We start from the raw sequence: 16,790 nt of genomic DNA, 5'->3' as shown, positions 1-16,790 counted from the left end.
AGGTGAAAGGAATGTGCATATGTGTTAACTGTCGATGGGTAGATCGATGCAAGGCTTATCACTCCGTAGAAAGACAGCACGGAGTAAAGCATTTAAATCCTCATCCTGATTTTGAGCCTAAAGATCCTATTATCCATATAAGTTTATTAGAGATAGAAAAAGGAAGAGCAGAAATTGAATGGGATGTTCAAGCCTGTAAAAGTTTCTACCTGGATACTGGTAAATGGTTAAGACTTCGTCCTAATGAAAAAATACCAACCTAAATGAATCTCAGGGAGCCAAAAGCAATAGTGAATCCAAATGCAAAGTTCATATTGGCTTTACATAGTTCTACTGAGAATTGTGCCATAGGTTTAATAGAGTTAATAAATTCAAAGGCAATATATAAAAGTACTACTTTTGAAACTGGGCGAAATCTATCCAATCATTTATTTAATTGTATCGAAGAACTCTTACCACGTGATTTATGGAAACAAATTATTCGTCTAGCTGTTGCTATTGGTCCGGGAGGGTTTACTGGAACAAGGTTAACAGTGATTATGGCTAGAACTCTTGCTCAACAATTAGATTGTTCTCTTGACGGTATCAGTAGCTTTGCGCTAATGGCACCTCGACTTTACAAGTCTTTAAACCTAAGAAACAAAGATAAGTCATTTTGGATTACACAGCCCCTAAAGCACAGAGGAATAATAGGTGGCAAATATCAACCATCAAAAAGCGAAGAAAAATCTAAAAATGATCAATTTATTGAACTCATATCTCCTTCTCTTTTATCTAGCAAATTAAATCCAAAACCAGCTATATCTGCTTCAGAAGATATAGCTATAGATATTATTACTCTATTGAACATAAGCTTGAATGCTTATAACAATAAAAGAGTAAGCAAGTGGCAAAATGTTCTTCCTATTTACCCCACTTCTCCCATCGATAATATTCGATGAAAATATTCCGCTATATAACAATCGGAATATCAGCTTGTATAACATGGATAATAATAATCAAGCCCTCAATTACCTTTTTTAAGTCAAGGTTAAATTATCATTCTCCTCAATTAATATTAGTAATTGGAGGTGATATAGATAGGGAAATAGCTGGTCTAAAAGTTGCTAAAGCAATAAACTTACCAGTACTTATTAGCAGCAGTCGTAATCCAGAATACTCCAATTGGCTTAGGGAGAATGAGGATGTTAAAAGTGATCTTTTAAGAATAGATTATAGTTCAAATGATACGCTAAGCAATTTCACATCTATTATTGATAAACTCCATCTAGAGGGAGTAAAGCATCTACTATACATTATAAGTGAAGATAATAGAAATCAATCAAGAGTAGCAAGTCAAATTATTGCAGGGAGTAAAGGAATAATGTTAACAACTTTAGCTATCCCATGCGGTTCATATTGTCAAAAGGAAGATAAAAGAAAAGGGAATATTGATATACTGCGCTCAGTCGCTTGGGTTATAACAGGAAAAGATTTAAAATATCTATTTCCTAAAATAAGTAATGGTAAGTTTATAAATAATTAATTTAAGTTTTTTAATCTATAAGCCCTTGATCAATCATAAAATTAATTGATGATTTTAATTTTTCAGTTACTTCTTCTAAATCAGGTTTTCTTCTACTAATAGGAGGTGGTATTACCTCACCAACTCTTAAATGAATTGGTAAAAATCGTGGAAACAAAAATCCCTTTCTAAGCGCTTTGTGACTATTGATAATTGCAACTGGCAACAAATTCGACTCAGTTCTTGCAGCCAGCAATGCTGCTCCTGCCATAGGGTTATTTACCCTGCCATTCTTCTGACGAGTGCCATCTAAAAACAATCCTGTAGCCCATCCTTGATTCAATTTTGAAGATGCAACTCTAATAGCATGTCTATCACTAGCACCTCTATTTACTGGATACGCCCCACATGCTCTAATAATAGCTGCAAGCAAAGGGATCTTAAATAATTCTGCCTTGGCCATAAATGCAACCGGACGTCCCAAAGCATGTCCTAAAAAAGGAGGATCTAAATGAGACCCATGATTTGCCACTACAACTAACGAGCCATTTTTCGGCACATTATTCGTCCCCGTAATGCGCCCTCGAAACAAAAGCCTAAAAATAGGAAAAACAAAACAATAACTAACAACTAGATAAGCAAAACTAGGCTTTGGAGGGTCTAAATTCAATCTTAATGTCCTAAATCATTTGCAGATGATAGTTGACTAAGAGAAATTCCTGTAATCGATCGCTTAACAAGGCCACTTAAAACTTTTCCTGGTCCTACTTCCACAAATGTTGTGACACCTTCTTTTTGCATAACCTCCATAGTTTCTCGCCATCTAACTCCAGTAATCATCTGTTTCTTGAGCTTTTCTTTTAATATTTTTCCATCTTTTGTAGGTGTTGGATCCACATTGCTTAAAACAGGAAAAACACCGTCATTAAAAACAATCTTATCCAATTCCAAAGCAAAGGATTCTGAAGATTTAATCATAAATGGAGAATGAAAAGCCCCTGAAACTTTTAAAGGAATAACACGCTTGCATTTTAATTGGGTCACAATTAATTCAATTGACTGAGCTTGACCAGATAAAACAACTTGTTCCTTACTGTTGTCATTAGCTATTACAACTCCTTCTGTTAATGCAATGAGATCTTCGAGCTGTCTTCTATCAAAACCGATTAAGGCAGTCATTGCTCCTCCTCCTGCAGCAGCCATCAATTCAGATCTACTTTTAAGCAAACGCAATGCTGTCTCTAAATCAAAAACTTCAGAGGCATAAAGAGCGACTAACTCTCCAAGACTATGTCCAGCAACAAAATTAGGTTCTCGACCTTGTTTTTTTAGATCATCTATCAATAGTGACTCTACTAAAAACAAAGCTGGTTGGGTATTTCTAGTGTCATCTAAATCACCAACCTCATCATGGTTACTTTTTTCTCCTCTACAAATTGCTAACAAATCTCTACCCAAAATTTCAGATGCCAATTCAAATCTTTTTAATGCACCTTCAAGCGAAAGTACTTCGTCAGCCATTCCAACCTTCTGTGAACCTTGTCCAGGAAAAGCCCAGGCAATTGTCATAACTGTTTTTTATAAGATCAAGGGCAGTTTAAGACGGACCATTCCATCTAAACAAAGCAGCTCCCCAACTTAATCCAGCACCAAAACCACTAGTCGCGATTAGATGTCCAGGTTTTACCCTGCCATCTCTAACAGCTTCATCAAGCATAATTGGGATAGTAGCTGCAGAAGTATTTCCATATATTGCAAGATTGCTCAAAACTTTTGTATGAGGAATTGAAAAACGATCTGCTACAGCATTCAAAATCCTTTGATTTGCTTGATGCAAAAGCAACCAATCCAAAGATTCAGGATCTATTTCACATTTGAGTAATAAATCTTGAAGCAGAGATGGCACCTCTCTAACTGCAAATTTATAAACTTCCTGACCATTCATTTCAATATTAGAAAAGCCTCCCTTTTGATTTTGATATGAACTAACTAAAGGATCAAAATCTCTCGTTTGAGGCAAATTCAAACAATCACCCCTGCTTCCATCTGACTTCAATTTGAATCCAATAACAGCATCTTGATTTACTGGAGAGGCTTCAATAGCAATTGCACCTGCGCCGTCGCCAAATAGGACGCAGCTTCTTCGATCATCCCAATCCATCCATGCACTTAATTGATCTGCTCCAATAATGAGTGCTCGTTTAATGGATCCACTTCTAACAAACTGAGTTGCTGTAACAAACGCAAACAAAAAGCCGCTACATGCAGCTGTCAAATCAAAAGCAAATGCATTGCAGGCACCCAATTTGGATTGAACCTGTGGAGCCATTCCAAATAAATCATCTGGAGTGGATGTCGCAACCAAAACCATATCAAGGGTTTCTGGTGCCCATCTCGCCATTTCTAAAGCAGATACTCCGGCTTTAAAGCACAAATCTGATAGTGATTCATTTGGACCAATTATTCTCCTTTCTCGAATACCAGTTCTAGTTTTAATCCACTCATCATTAGTATCAACTCGTGATGCAAGTTGCTCATTAGTGATTTTCTGAGCTGGAGAGGAGCAACCACTGCCTATTACAGACACTCCGAAGTTAGTTGTTGTATTAACAGTCAAAGAAGAAAGTTTTTAACTAAATTCGAACATAAACAGATTAAAACAATTCGATTCAAATCGTTAATGCGCTATTGGTTTTTGAAGTTCTACCAAATCATCCATAACACCATGGTTTGCAGCAGAATGAGCAATTCTTAAAGCACTGACAACTGATAAAGCCTTGCTACTCCCATGACCAATGACACAAATTCCATTAACTCCTAACAAAAGTGCTCCGCCATGTTCAGCATGATCCAAGCGTTTTTTAATTCTTTTGAGATTACTTCTAAGAAAAGCAGAGCCAACTTTGCCACGTCGACCCCTTGGCAATTCTGCTCGTAAGACATCAAGTAAAACACTTCCTACTGATTCAAGAAATTTAAGTAAAACATTGCCAGTAAATCCATCACATACAACAACATCAAATTCACCTGACAACACGTCTCTCCCCTCACAATTCCCCTTAAATTTCAAACGTTCTTCGTGACTTAATAATTCATATGCACGCAGTGAAAGATCATTTCCTTTACATTCTTCCTCTCCAATATTCAACAAACCTATTCTTGGATGATTTACTTGCAAAACATCTCGAGAATAAATATTTCCTAGCAAGGCAAATTGATGCAAGTAAGTAGGTTTGCAATCCATATTTGCTCCTACATCTAAAACTAAAACGGGTTGACTTGGATCCTTAGTTGGAAATAAAGCGCCTATTGCTGGTCTATCTATGCCAGTTAATCTGCCAAGTCTGAAAATGGCAGAAGCCATCATTGCCCCTGAATTGCCTGCAGAGTAAACAGCCATTGCTTCACCATTCTTAACTAAATCCATAGCAAGATTGATACTTGCATCACGTTTACGTCTCACAACTGTGGCTTCTTCGTCCATTCCTACAGAAGGGCCACTTGGAATTAGCTCTATCCTTCCTTCGGCAAGACACTCATTTAATACATCAGTCAGACCAAGTTCTTTAGCTGACTGGAAAATCTTCTCAGATTCACCTACAAATTTTATTCGCAAAGGAAGACGATCTATCGCTTGAAGGCATCCATCTAATATGCTCCCTGGAGCATAATCACCACCCATTCCATCAACAGCTATCCATAGTCTTTCAGAATTTGGTTGAACAGTCTTATCTAAATCATTTATTCCTCCTTGAAGTCTTCTTAAAGGATCAAAAACTAAAGGCTGCAAAGTGCTTCTTGCCATTGATCCAGCACTGGAAACAACTGATCCAGCACTGGAAACAACTGATCCAGCACTGGAAACAACTGATCCAGCAACATTTCCTGCTGCCGAAGCCGAATTAGCCGCCGTATCAACAAGAGTAGTAACAGCGGAATTCCTCCTATACCAAATTACTAACCTTCTTATAGCTTTAGGTCTACTACTTTTAGGGCGAAACTCATTTTCCACTGATTTTAAATATGTTCTGAAGACAAAGGATCTACAATCCGTTGGAACAAATAACCTGTACCTCGAGCAGTAAGGATTAATTCAGGGTTTGCAGGATCATCTTCTAATTTAGAACGTAATCGAGAAATATGAACATCCACCACCCTTGTATCCACATGCCTTTCTGGGGTATATCCCCAAACTTCTTTCAGGATTTCACCTCGGCTAAAAGGCTCCCCAGAGCGGCTCACAAGAAGCTCTAACAAGCTGAATTCCATTCCAGTCAAACGGATACGTTCATCTCCTCGATAAACCTTGCGTCTATTGGTATCAATTCGGAATGAAGCAACCTGAATGACACCTGAATTAGGTAAACCTGCAATTTGCTCTTTTTCTACACGTCTTAAAACACAACGAATGCGTGCTTCCAATTCCTTAGGGCTAAATGGCTTTACTACATAATCATCCGCTCCTAATTCAAGTCCTGTAATCCTATCTGCAACATCTCCCAAGGCAGTAAGCATTACAATCGGAACATCAGATTCCTTACGCAATTCTTGAATAACGCCATAGCCATCTAACTTTGGCATCATTACATCTAGCACAACCAAATCAGGTTCACAATTGTGAAATTGCTGGATGGCTTCATTCCCATTACAAGCTGTGATGACTTGATAGCCGATCATTGATAAACGAGTTTCCAGGATTCTCCTGATACTCGCTTCATCATCAGCCACGAGAATAATTTCCTTAGATTGACTGGTGGCTGCCGTCATTTTTTCTTTGGCTTAGCCCGCTGAATAAAGTCGATCTTAGACAAACCTTTTAAAATCATCTAAAAAACTACTTCATTCAACTACAAAAAACTTTCTTTAGACAAGCGCGTGACACGAACTAGCACTATTTATATCTGCCAAAACTGTGGCGCAGAAACGAAACAATTCTTTGGTCGATGCACCAGCTGCGGTGAATGGAATTCAATAGTTGAAGAGGTGATTTCACCACTAGACTTTAAGGCGAGACGAAAGAATGGACATCGTTCAAAAGTACTGGAAGAAAATCGTTCTCAACCAATTTCTACTTTAAAAAATCAACCTATTGAAAGAATAAGTACCGGGTACAAAGAACTCGATCGTGTACTTGGTGGAGGGATCGTTCCAGGTTCTTTAGTACTAATTGGAGGAGATCCAGGCATAGGGAAAAGCACCCTGCTGTTACAAAGTGCAACTGAAATGGCTCTTTACAAATCTATTCTTTACATCACAGCAGAAGAATCAAGTAATCAAGTGCAACTTCGGTGGAATCGACTTGAAAAAAAAGAATCTAAACTTCACCTATTAGCAGAAACCGATCTTGAATTAATACTTGAAGAAATTGAAAGCTTTAAACCTTCTGTAGCAATAATTGACAGTATTCAAGCATTGCATGAAAAAACTCTAGGTGGCACTCCAGGTTCAGTAACTCAAGTTCGTGAATGCTCAGCAGCACTACAGCGTCTAGCGAAATCCCAAAATATTGCCCTGATTCTTGTTGGTCACGTTACAAAAGACGGGATATTAGCCGGACCAAAAGTCCTGGAACATCTTGTTGATGCAGTTTTAACCTTTGAAGGAGATCGATTTGCAAGCCATAGGATTCTTAGAACGATTAAAAATAGATTTGGGGCAACCAATGAACTTGGTGTATTCGAAATGCAAGGAAACGGACTGAATGAAGTATCTAATCCAAGTAAGCTATTTTTAAGTTCAGAAAATGCATCTGGTGTAGCGACAATAGTTGCCTGCGAAGGAACTAGACCCATTGCTATAGATGTGCAAGCTCTAATAAATAAAAGCAGTTACCCTTCTCCTCGTAGGACAGCAACAGGGATTGAAAGCAATAGACTTCATCAAATTTTAGCCGTTATTGAAAAACATATGAATCTTTCATTATTTCGTTTCGATTGCTATTTAGCTGTTGCTGGAGGTCTAGAAGTTGAAGAGCCTGCAGCTGATTTAGGAATTGCAACTGCGATAATTTCTAGTTACAAGAAAAAGATGGTTCCAAAGGGAACAGTCATTATTGGAGAAATAGGCCTTGGAGGGCAAATACGATCAGTTGGGCAAATACAATTAAGACTTCGTGAAGCAGAAAGGCTAGGATTTAAAACTGCAATTATTCCAAAAAATATTAATCAAAAATCTGAGATAGCAATTTACAACAAAATTAATGTTAAAGAAGTCTCAAATATCAATCAAGCCATAGAAATATGTTTATCAGACTAACTTAGAAAGCAAAAATCATAAATACACATCTATTTTACTTCTACCAGTTGTCTTAAGCCAATTTTCTATATCCAGATATCCCCCTGGATAAAGCCTAACTGCTTTCACCCATACTTCTGCTGCTTTATCAAACCAAATATCACTCTCATCCTGCCTCCCTTCTTGCTGGCAAGTCCGTCCTCTTTTTTCATAAATTAATCCCATATTCTTAAGGCAAGAGGGCTGCTTAGGATTTTCTTCTAAGGCTTTCTTATAGGTTTCTATGGCTCGCTCCTCATCTCCATTACTCATATAAATAATTGCCATATTTTTTAGTGTTTCACCTCTATCTATCGCATTTTCTTCGAGCTTTAGACTCTCTTCATAATTTTCTAATGCTTCAGAATAATCTCCATTGTTCTGTGCTGCAAATCCCTCTCTGTAATAGATGTAGGCCTGTTTCTCTTTTGCTGCAATTGGCATCACCTTGACAATGCCTTCAGCTATTACTGTAAAAGCCTTATCCAAGAAATTGTCTTTGTTATTGCTACTAGGCACGGTACTTACTGTAAACACTTAATTGTTACCATCCTGACCTTATTATTGACTTTATGCTTAAACAACTTAATTGTTTTTAAAAGCAAAGAAAATTTTGAAGAGAATATTACTTCGTCTTAGTCTTAGGGTATAAAAAAGCACATTTCTCCTTGAGTACTAAAACTAAACTCAATGCAAAAAACTCCGTTTTAATAGACGTTGAGGGAATGAAATGTGGTGGATGCGTCAAAACAGTAGAAAAAACTCTTCTGAATCATAAAAATGTTCAGAATGCAAGTGTCAACTTAGTAGAAAGAACTGCATTAATAGAGCTTGAAAATGAAAACACAAATATTGCAGAAATCCTTTTAGAACTTGGGAATAGAGGCTTCCCTGCAAAAACAAGAATTAAAAATGCATTCCAACAACGTATTGAAATAAATCAAAAACAAGAACTTTGGAAACAATGGAAGCAATTAATGGTCGCATTGATTTTGCTGCTTCTATCAGTTCTTGGCCATTTATCTGAAGGAGGAAAACTACCAATACCAGTTATCGGAACATTACCTTTTCATGCTGCTCTTGCAACATTTGCATTATTTGGACCTGGATTAGCAATTCTCAAAAGCGGATGGAAAGCAGCCTCTCATCTAACTCCCAACATGGATTCTCTGGTTGGCATAGGAGTAATGAGTGCATATTTAACAAGTCTGAGTTCACTTATATGGACTGAGTTTGGATGGCCTTGTTTTTTTAATGAGCCTGTAATGCTTTTAGGATTTGTATTACTAGGTAGATTTTTAGAAGAGCGAGCAAGATTTCGAACTGGTAAAGCCTTAAAAGAATTGGCCGAATTACAACCTGAGATAGCAAGGCTTTACATCAATAAAACTCAAATTCGTGAAGTAAGAGTAGGAGCCTTAAAAGTTGGAGAAAAAATTCAATTATTAGCTGGAGACCGTATCCCAATTGATGGAATTGTTATCGAAGGGAATTCAGCTGTTGATAGTTCAAGTCTTACTGGTGAACCCTTACCTATTGAGATAGAACCAGGTAATGAAATAAAAGCAGGTACATTAAATCTCAATGGAACCCTCATAGCAGAAGTTAAGCAAATAGGAGCAGAAACAACTTTGGCAAGAATTATTAATTTAGTGGAACAAGCTCAAGCAAGAAGAGCACCTATTCAAAGAATTGCAGATGAAGTAGCAGGGAAATTTTGTTATGGGGTAGTAGGGCTATCAATAGCTACATTTATTTTCTGGTGGAAAGCTGGTTCATTTATCTGGCCTGAAGTTTTAAATTCATCAGGGCAAGGTCTCATTAATAGCCATCAACATATTTTACATTCTTCACTTGGAGGAGAAGCTCAAACTCCAATAGGTCTTGCAATCCAACTTTCTATTGCTGTATTGGTTATTGCATGTCCTTGTGCACTTGGATTAGCTACTCCAACTGTAATAACTGTGGCTACGGGGAAAGCAGCTCAAAAAGGATGGTTGTTTAAAGGTGGAGATGTGATTGAAAAAGCTGCTGGAATTAAACAAATTATATTTGACAAAACCGGTACATTAACTTTAGGTCGACCAAAAGTACTAGAATGTTTATCAACTAAAAGTGAAACTGAATTAATACAAATAGCAGCCAGTTTAGAAAACAATAGTAGGCATCCAATAGCTTACGCAATTTTAGAAGCTGCTCAGAATAATAATTTAAAACTATTAAATACTGTCAATTCAAAAGATTTTCCTGGCAAAGGAATCACTGGAGAGATAGAAGAGATGAAAGGAATCATTAAGCTAGGAAAAATAGATTGGGTGCTCACAGAATTAACAAAGTTTGACAATGAAATTAGGAAGAAATTAAATAATTCAAAATACAAAGATAATTCTATGGTTGCAATTTCAAGAGATAATGAACTTTTAGGTCTAATTATTATTGATGATAAATTACGGATTGATGCAAATACATCACTTAATCAATTAAGAAATAAAGGGTATAAGTTAATATTAATGAGTGGAGATAGAAAAAGTTCTGTTATTAAAGTAGGAAATGAATTAGGTTTTGAAGAGAATCTTTTAGACTGGGAATTATTACCAGAAGAAAAACTGTATAAATTAGAACATCATCGAAAATTTGGTCCAATAGCAATGGTAGGTGATGGAATTAATGATGCACCTGCTCTTGCTAGTGCAGATATAGGAATTGCAATTGGAACAGGTACGCAAATTGCACAAGATACAGCTGATCTTGTTTTACTAGGTGATCGTCTTGAAAGCTTGCCAGAAGTATTCGTCTTAGCTAAAAAAACCATGCAAAAAATAAAGCAAAATCTCTTTTGGGCATTTGGCTATAACATCATTGCTCTGCCAATTGCAGCTGGAATTCTATTGCCGAAATATGGGATTCTTTTATCTCCACCACTTGCAGCATTATTAATGGCTATAAGTTCAATGACTGTCGTAATAAATGCATTATCTCTTAGGACATTATGAAGGGATTATTCATTGTTCTTGAAGGAATAGATGGATGCGGTAAGACTACACAAATGAAACATCTTATAAAATGGCTTCCAACTAGTGGATTAATTCCAAGAGGAAAGAAATTAATTGAAACTAGAGAGCCAGGAGGAACAATATTAGGGCAATCCTTAAGAAAATTACTACTTAGAAAAACACAAGAAGCGTCGCCAGATCCACTAACAGAATTATTATTATATGCTGCAGATAGATCACAACATATTAACCAAATTATTCTTCCAGCAATTAAAAAAGGAGATTGGGTTATTAGTGACAGATTTAGCAGCTCAACTATGGCTTACCAAGGTTTTGGAAGAGGCTTAGATAAACTTTTGATTCAGCAATTAGAAAAAATTGCTACAAACGGAATCAAAGCAGATATAACTCTTTTCTTAGATATTTCAATTGCAGAGAGTATGAAAAGAAGAAAGAATCAAGCTGAAGACAGAATAGAGTCAGAAGGTGAAGATTTTCTAAATCGTGTTAGACAAGGTTTTACTTCTATTGCAAAAGAAAATAATTGGATAACTATTCCCTCCAATATAAGTCAAGAAATTGTTAGCAAAAATATTGAACAAGTTATTATCAAAGCTTTGGAAAATAAGAAATAAAATTTTTAATGTCTAACAATTATAGTTTATTCGAAGATTTTCCTCATCAACCATTGGCAACTAATATATTACTTGCTTCTTTAAAAGTAAATCATATAGCACCTACTTATCTATTTTCAGGACCAAAAGGAGTAGGGCAAAAAGAAATTGCTATGAGATTTTTTGAAGGAATTATTAATAAAGAAGAGAACTCTATTAAGACAAGGCGGCAATTAGAGAATATGCAACATCCAGATCTCTTAGTTATAGAGCCTACATACTTATACCAAGGGAAAATTATTACACAATCCATTGCTAAAAGCGAAAATTTATCGAGCCATCTTTCCCCTCAAATACGGTTAGATCAGATCCAAGAAATAAAAAAGTTCTCAACAAAAAAACCTATAGAATCAACTATCAGTATGGTTTTATTAGAGGATGTACACCTACTAAATGAATCTGCTTCTAATGCACTTTTAAAAACCATCGAAGAGCCAACTAATGCTATTTTTATATTAATCTCTTCAATGCCTGATAAACTAATAAATACTATAAAGTCAAGGTGTCAAAGAATTGCCTTCAAGCCATTTAGTTCTGAAATATTAAAGAATACCTTAGATGAGTACAGTGAAAAATTAGACTTTGATTCCAAGAGCATACAAGAAGAAATAATTGCTCTTTCTCAAGGCTCGCCTGAGCTATTAATCAAAAACATCAATCTAATTAAAAACATACCTAAAGAAATATTATCAAAAAGTGTTGATCTTCCTAAAGAACAACTAAAAGCATTAATGCTTGCAAAGAATATCACTGATGAACTGAATTCTGAACAACAAATTTGGCTGATTGATTGGATGCAACATTTCTACTGGAGGAAACAATTAGATATAAATAAAATAAAAAGATTAGAGCAACTAAAAACTCATCTAAGATCATCTATCAACCAAAAAATCGCATGGGAAATAGCCTTAATTGATATCATTGATAATTGATTAAACTAATCAATTATTGTTTGTTTGAGTCTTATTAATCTTTGTTAGTATTAAACCTCTCAATTGATTGATCTGATCCAACTGCTTAGGCAATTCTAAACAATAACCTGCACCATATACAGTCTTAATGAAAATAGGCTTCCGTGGATCAGGTTCTAACTTTGTTCTTAAATGACGAACATGTACTCTAATGGTTTCAATATCATCATCTGGCTCATAACCCCAAACTTCCTTAAGAATTAAAGACGGAGGGACAGTTTGACCATGCCTTTGAAGCAGACAATGTAATAGTTCAAATTCTAGGTGGGTTAATCGAACTGGGTTATCAAACCAAATGGCTTCGAATCGCTCCGGAACTAAGGTTAAAGGACCATAACTAAGAATTTCAGGATGACTGCTACTACCCAAAGGTGCTCGATCTATTCGTCTAAGTAAGGCTTTAATCCTTACATGAAGCTCCTCAAGGTCAAATGGTTTAGTCAAATAATCATCTGCACCTGAATTAAACCCTGTGACCTTATCTTTTGTCGCACCTAAAGCTGTAATCATAAGAATAGGTATTGATGCTGTTCGTTCATCTCTCCTTAAACGTTGACAGAGAGTCAACCCATCTACATTTGGCAACATTAAATCTAGAAGAATTAAATCAGGCTGATATTGAAGAGCTAAAGCTTGTCCCTTAATCCCATCTTCGGCACGTTGCACATCAAAACCAGTGTGTTCTAAATGACCTGCAACTAATTCACGCATGTCCTTGTCATCTTCAATTAGCAAAATGCAAGGCTTCATTAGATCAGTCTCGAATACGAATCCTTAGTCATAAAATTACTAATGATTCAGATTTTGTACGATTCTCTCAAGATTTCCGATTTAATGCAGAATTGGGAAAGCCCTCAAAAAGATGCATTCCTACTTGAAGACATTGCAATGAAAGGGTTTTGAATTCAAAAGGGCCTAAATAAACAACCTAAGCTTTATAATTTCTTCCAATTTCGAATCAAATATTGGGTGATTTTTGCTAGATGTTTTAAAAAGGAAATATATTTTTCTCCCAACATGTTCATGATTTTTCAAGGAATATTAGAAATTTAAAAAAGATTTTTGAATCGTACATTCGAAATTTTGAAGTGCATATGCAAAAGAGATTGCATAAAAACTCTTTTTTATCTCTAAAGAAAAATTATTGTTCTAGCCCTATGCAAACAGAAATGTAATGATCTAAACAATCAATAGCTTAATAGCTAGGTCGATTTGAATAAAAATATTTCCCAAGAATACCCCCGTATCACTTAAGAGGTCTTTTGACAGAGTAAAAACTCCCCGGGCGGGATTCGAACCTGCGACCAATCGGTTAACAGCCGATCGCTCTACCGCTGAGCTACCGAGGAAAGCACCTAAAGAACCTAACCTTGATTACCCTCATACCGCAAGTCACTTTAATCTCTTAATTAGTTCATCCCCTGAAAACCATTGTCCAATGCGACCTTTTTGCATAATTGCAGCACCATCACAATATGTAAGCTCTTCCAAACGATGAGTTATCCATAATGCAGTAATTGGTTTTTTATTAGATTTTCTAGAAATTCTATTAACTATTTTCAAAATAGAACTTTGACTGACTGGATCCAATAGAGCAGTAGGCTCATCGAGCAACAATAATTCTGCCTGACTGGCTAAAGCTCCAGCTATTGCAAGGCGTTGCTTTTGACCTCCACTTAAAGTATGAATTGGCCTCTCTGCCATTCCCTCAAGATCAACCTGTTTAAGAGCTTTAGTGATCTGTTCATTTCTTTGAATATGATTTAAACCTTCGGAAATACTTAACAACAAATCACTTGAACAGCTTGGTAAAAGCAATTGATGGTCTGGGTTTTGCAACATTAAAGCTGACTTCAACTCACAATAAAATTCACCAGATTGAGCTTTAATTAACCCACTAATTAAACGAAACAATGTACTTTTACCACTTCCATTACCCCCAACAATCATCCATAACCCAGGGCTTGGGACAGAAAAGCTGCAATCAACTAAGGCCTCAACACCATTAGGCCAAGAAAAAGAAATGCTTTGAAGCCTTAATTTAGGTAAATCTTTTTTGCCGTACAAAATGTTTTTCGATTGATCTCCCATTCTTTTATTGATCTAAAGAAAAGCCTGGTCTTCTATTTCCACCTATCCCAGCAGTCTTTTCATAAATCTGAACTGCTAAAACCTCACTAAGTAAAATAGCTATCTTCTTATCTTTCAATTTTTCACAATCAATCTCTAAGACTTTAGGAACTCCAGTTTGTAATGATTGCTTAATAGAATTGTAAAGAGCGCTTGCATCTCTTAATTCCTTACGTTGAACCGATAATGGAATTGGACTCATTTTCAGAGCTAGTTCAATTGAATACACAAGTAAATTCTCAAACTCATTGATTTTATTGATTTTTTGCCATAAGTGAAAATAAGATATAAATCAATTCACTTTGCATGTCCTAATTAAGTCAACCCATCAAAAAAATAATGCCAATTGCATCTGACATAACAAATTTAGTGGGGAAGACCCCAATGGTAAAACTCAACCGTCTTCCAAAGGCTTATGGATGTAAAGCAGAGATATTCGCAAAATTAGAAAGCTTTAACCCAACTGCATCTGTAAAAGATCGTATTGCTGGTGCAATGGTTGTAGAAGCTGAAGAGCAAGGAACTATCAGACCTGGCAAAACAGTTTTAATAGAACCAACAAGCGGGAATACTGGAATTGCTCTAGCAATGGTTGCAGCTGCAAAAGGGTATCGATTAATACTCACAATGCCTGAAACCATGAGTACAGAAAGAAGAGCAATGCTTCGTGCCTATGGAGCTGAGCTTCAACTCACGCCAGGGGAAGATGGCATTCAGGGTGCAATTGATCTGGCTAAAGAATTAGTTAATTCCATACCAAATGCATATCTTCTACAACAATTTGATAATCCTGCTAATCCAAAAATTCATGAAAAAACCACAGCAGAGGAAATATGGTCAGATTGTGAAGGCAAAATTGATGCCTTCATAGCAGGAGTAGGTACTGGTGGAACAATCACTGGATGTGCACGAGTTCTAAAAAGTAAAAATCCTGAATTACTAGTCGCTGCAATAGAACCATCATCAAGTGCTGTCCTTTCAGGGAAAAAAGCTGGTGCACATAGCATTCAAGGAATAGGTGCAGGGTTTATTCCAAAGGTTCTAGAAACTTCATTAATCGATGAAATAATAGAAGTTGCTGATCAAGAGGCAATGGAAATAGGTAGACAACTCGCCAGAGAAGAAGGACTACTAAGTGGTATTAGTAGTGGAGCAGCTGTATCTGCTGCCTTAAAAATAGGTAAACGACCCACAATGGAAAAGAAACGTTTAGTAGTTGTGTTGCCTAGTTTTGGAGAAAGATATTTATCCACAGCTATGTTCAACAATCTTTCCTCGTTGCATCCAAAAAGAGACAGTTGCATATAAAAATAATTTGAAAATATTAATCATTTATGAAAGATGATCCTTACACAATTCTTGGAGTAACTCCAACTACACCTTTTCCACAGATAAAATCTGTATATAGAGCTCTGGTCAAAAAATATCACCCAGATACTGGAGGAGATCAAAAAACAATCATTAAGATAAATGCAGCTTGGAAATTATTAAAAGAAAAGAATATTCAAAAGGAAAAGGCTACTCTAAATATTGAAAAAGTCAAAGTCAAAGCACATTACAAAGAAAGTTCTCAACAAGATATCGAAATCTCGATATGGTTGAAAGATGTCTATAAACCAATAGACAAATTAATGAATGAAATTATCAATGCTTTTCCAAAACAATTAAAAAAACTTTCGGCTGACCCATATGACGATGTCCTGATGGCAAACTTCTGTCAGTACATATCAAACAGCCAAGGAAAAATTAAAAGAATCAAAGAAATTTATCAATCAATTTCAACACCTCTTGCAGCAAGAACTTTTAGTCTTACCCTCTATCAATGTTTTTCTGAAATAGAAGATGGTCTTATCGAGCTAGAGCGATATACATCAGGTTACGTAGAAACTTATCTGCATGATGGCCATGAAATGCTTCGTAAAGCGAAAAAACAGCTTTTAGCACTGAACCAAGATTGTTTAAATTAAATAATTAAGATTTTGTCCAGGGTTCTAATTGATCAATCCTTAACCAAACATCAGGGACTGGTCTTCGCCAGCGTACTTGACCATAATCGCCTTTAATACTTAATAATTCCCCTGGCCCCTCAAATATATATTCCGGACTTATATCATCACTTGCCATTGACTCAATACTATTTTGATACGCCAAACGATTGACTCGTACTAAAGTACCCTTACGAAAAAGTTTTGGTGTGTTATCAGTAGAAGGATTTTCAGTCATCAAAAAAAAATTGGTTCTAGAG

19 protein-coding genes and 1 tRNA gene are annotated in these 16,790 nt (G+C 36.1%); 9 read left to right on the top strand and 11 right to left on the bottom strand.

Annotated features, from left to right (window positions below):
• The first annotated feature begins 11 nt into the window (after window positions 1-11).
• The 3 genes from O5636_RS07665 to O5636_RS07655 are packed head-to-tail and all read left to right on the top strand — an operon-like array spanning window position 12 to window position 1,525.
• On the top strand, window positions 12-263 hold the full coding sequence (locus O5636_RS07665) for a Ycf34 family protein (RefSeq protein WP_269623558.1): 252 nt from the start codon (window positions 12-14) through the stop codon (window positions 261-263).
• Window positions 264-941, top strand: coding sequence for a tRNA (adenosine(37)-N6)-threonylcarbamoyltransferase complex dimerization subunit type 1 TsaB (gene tsaB, locus O5636_RS07660; RefSeq protein ID WP_269622219.1), 678 nt, complete (start codon window positions 264-266; stop codon window positions 939-941).
• Entirely contained in the window at window positions 938-1,525 is a 588-nt protein-coding gene (locus O5636_RS07655) for a YdcF family protein (protein ID WP_269622218.1), read from the top strand. Before tsaB ends, O5636_RS07655 begins: the two co-directional genes overlap by 4 nt.
• Before the next feature lie 10 nt (window positions 1,526-1,535).
• Here the strand turns inward: O5636_RS07655 and O5636_RS07650 are convergent, their stop codons facing one another.
• The 5 genes from O5636_RS07650 to rpaB are packed head-to-tail and all read right to left on the bottom strand — an operon-like array spanning window position 1,536 to window position 6,271.
• Complete coding sequence (locus O5636_RS07650; protein ID WP_269622217.1) at window positions 1,536-2,174, bottom strand: lysophospholipid acyltransferase family protein; 639 nt, start codon at window positions 2,172-2,174, stop codon at window positions 1,536-1,538.
• A gap of 2 nt (window positions 2,175-2,176) precedes the next feature.
• A complete protein-coding gene (gene fabD, locus O5636_RS07645; RefSeq protein WP_269622216.1) occupies window positions 2,177-3,073 on the bottom strand; it encodes an ACP S-malonyltransferase in 897 nt (298 codons plus the stop codon).
• A 28-nt stretch (window positions 3,074-3,101) separates the two neighbouring features.
• Window positions 3,102-4,121 (bottom strand): beta-ketoacyl-ACP synthase III, encoded by a 1,020-nt coding sequence (locus tag O5636_RS07640; protein WP_269622215.1) that lies wholly within the window; start codon window positions 4,119-4,121, stop codon window positions 3,102-3,104.
• 60 nt (window positions 4,122-4,181) lie between these two features.
• Entirely contained in the window at window positions 4,182-5,516 is a 1,335-nt protein-coding gene (gene plsX, locus O5636_RS07635) for a phosphate acyltransferase PlsX (protein WP_269622214.1), read from the bottom strand.
• 5 nt (window positions 5,517-5,521) lie between these two features.
• Window positions 5,522-6,271, bottom strand: a complete 750-nt coding sequence (rpaB, locus tag O5636_RS07630; protein ID WP_269622213.1) for a response regulator transcription factor RpaB — start codon at window positions 6,269-6,271, stop codon at window positions 5,522-5,524.
• A gap of 108 nt (window positions 6,272-6,379) precedes the next feature.
• Here rpaB and radA point away from each other — a divergent pair, with 108 nt between their 5' ends.
• Window positions 6,380-7,759, top strand: a complete 1,380-nt coding sequence (gene radA / locus O5636_RS07625) for a DNA repair protein RadA (RefSeq protein WP_269622212.1) — start codon at window positions 6,380-6,382, stop codon at window positions 7,757-7,759.
• Between the two features lie 15 nt (window positions 7,760-7,774).
• Here radA and O5636_RS07620 read toward each other — a convergent pair whose 3' ends face one another.
• Window positions 7,775-8,296 (bottom strand): photosystem I assembly protein Ycf3, encoded by a 522-nt coding sequence (locus O5636_RS07620; RefSeq protein ID WP_269623557.1) that lies wholly within the window; start codon window positions 8,294-8,296, stop codon window positions 7,775-7,777.
• A gap of 149 nt (window positions 8,297-8,445) precedes the next feature.
• Between O5636_RS07620 and O5636_RS07615 the strand changes: the two genes are divergently transcribed.
• The 3 genes from O5636_RS07615 to O5636_RS07605 are packed head-to-tail and all read left to right on the top strand — an operon-like array spanning window position 8,446 to window position 12,376.
• Window positions 8,446-10,770 carry a heavy metal translocating P-type ATPase gene (locus O5636_RS07615; RefSeq protein ID WP_269622211.1) on the top strand — a complete coding sequence of 775 codons (2,325 nt, stop codon included), beginning with the start codon at window positions 8,446-8,448 and terminating at the stop codon, window positions 10,768-10,770.
• Window positions 10,767-11,405, top strand: coding sequence for a dTMP kinase (gene tmk / locus O5636_RS07610; RefSeq protein ID WP_269622210.1), 639 nt, complete (start codon window positions 10,767-10,769; stop codon window positions 11,403-11,405). Before O5636_RS07615 ends, tmk begins: the two co-directional genes overlap by 4 nt.
• A gap of 8 nt (window positions 11,406-11,413) precedes the next feature.
• A complete protein-coding gene (locus O5636_RS07605) occupies window positions 11,414-12,376 on the top strand; it encodes a DNA polymerase III subunit delta' (protein WP_269622209.1) in 963 nt (320 codons plus the stop codon).
• A 9-nt stretch (window positions 12,377-12,385) separates the two neighbouring features.
• On the opposite strand, the gene O5636_RS07600 is transcribed toward O5636_RS07605, so the two are convergent.
• From O5636_RS07600 to O5636_RS07585, 4 genes are all read right to left on the bottom strand, one after another.
• The gene (locus tag O5636_RS07600) at window positions 12,386-13,165 is read right to left on the bottom strand and encodes a response regulator transcription factor (protein WP_269622207.1); all 780 of its coding nucleotides are present in this window, start codon (window positions 13,163-13,165) and stop codon (window positions 12,386-12,388) included.
• A 527-nt stretch (window positions 13,166-13,692) separates the two neighbouring features.
• Window positions 13,693-13,764 (bottom strand) — tRNA-Asn (locus tag O5636_RS07595).
• A 43-nt stretch (window positions 13,765-13,807) separates the two neighbouring features.
• Entirely contained in the window at window positions 13,808-14,506 is a 699-nt protein-coding gene (locus O5636_RS07590; RefSeq protein WP_269622206.1) for an ABC transporter ATP-binding protein, read from the bottom strand.
• 4 nt (window positions 14,507-14,510) lie between these two features.
• Window positions 14,511-14,774 (bottom strand): hypothetical protein, encoded by a 264-nt coding sequence (locus tag O5636_RS07585; protein ID WP_269622205.1) that lies wholly within the window; start codon window positions 14,772-14,774, stop codon window positions 14,511-14,513.
• 110 nt (window positions 14,775-14,884) lie between these two features.
• Between O5636_RS07585 and cysK the strand changes: the two genes are divergently transcribed.
• Window positions 14,885-15,853 (top strand): cysteine synthase A, encoded by a 969-nt coding sequence (gene cysK, locus O5636_RS07580; RefSeq protein ID WP_269622204.1) that lies wholly within the window; start codon window positions 14,885-14,887, stop codon window positions 15,851-15,853.
• Window positions 15,854-15,879: 26 nt separating this feature from the next.
• On the top strand, window positions 15,880-16,512 hold the full coding sequence (locus tag O5636_RS07575; RefSeq protein ID WP_269622203.1) for a J domain-containing protein: 633 nt from the start codon (window positions 15,880-15,882) through the stop codon (window positions 16,510-16,512).
• Between the two features lie 4 nt (window positions 16,513-16,516).
• Here the strand turns inward: O5636_RS07575 and ndhO are convergent, their stop codons facing one another.
• Entirely contained in the window at window positions 16,517-16,768 is a 252-nt protein-coding gene (gene ndhO / locus O5636_RS07570; RefSeq protein ID WP_269622202.1) for an NAD(P)H-quinone oxidoreductase subunit O, read from the bottom strand.
• Window positions 16,769-16,790: the final 22 nt, after the last annotated feature.

Source organism: Prochlorococcus marinus str. MIT 0918 (assembly GCF_027359415.1).
Taxonomy (GTDB): Bacteria; Cyanobacteriota; Cyanobacteriia; order PCC-6307; family Cyanobiaceae; genus Prochlorococcus_E; species Prochlorococcus_E marinus_C.
This window is presented reverse-complemented; position numbering and strand designations above follow the sequence as displayed.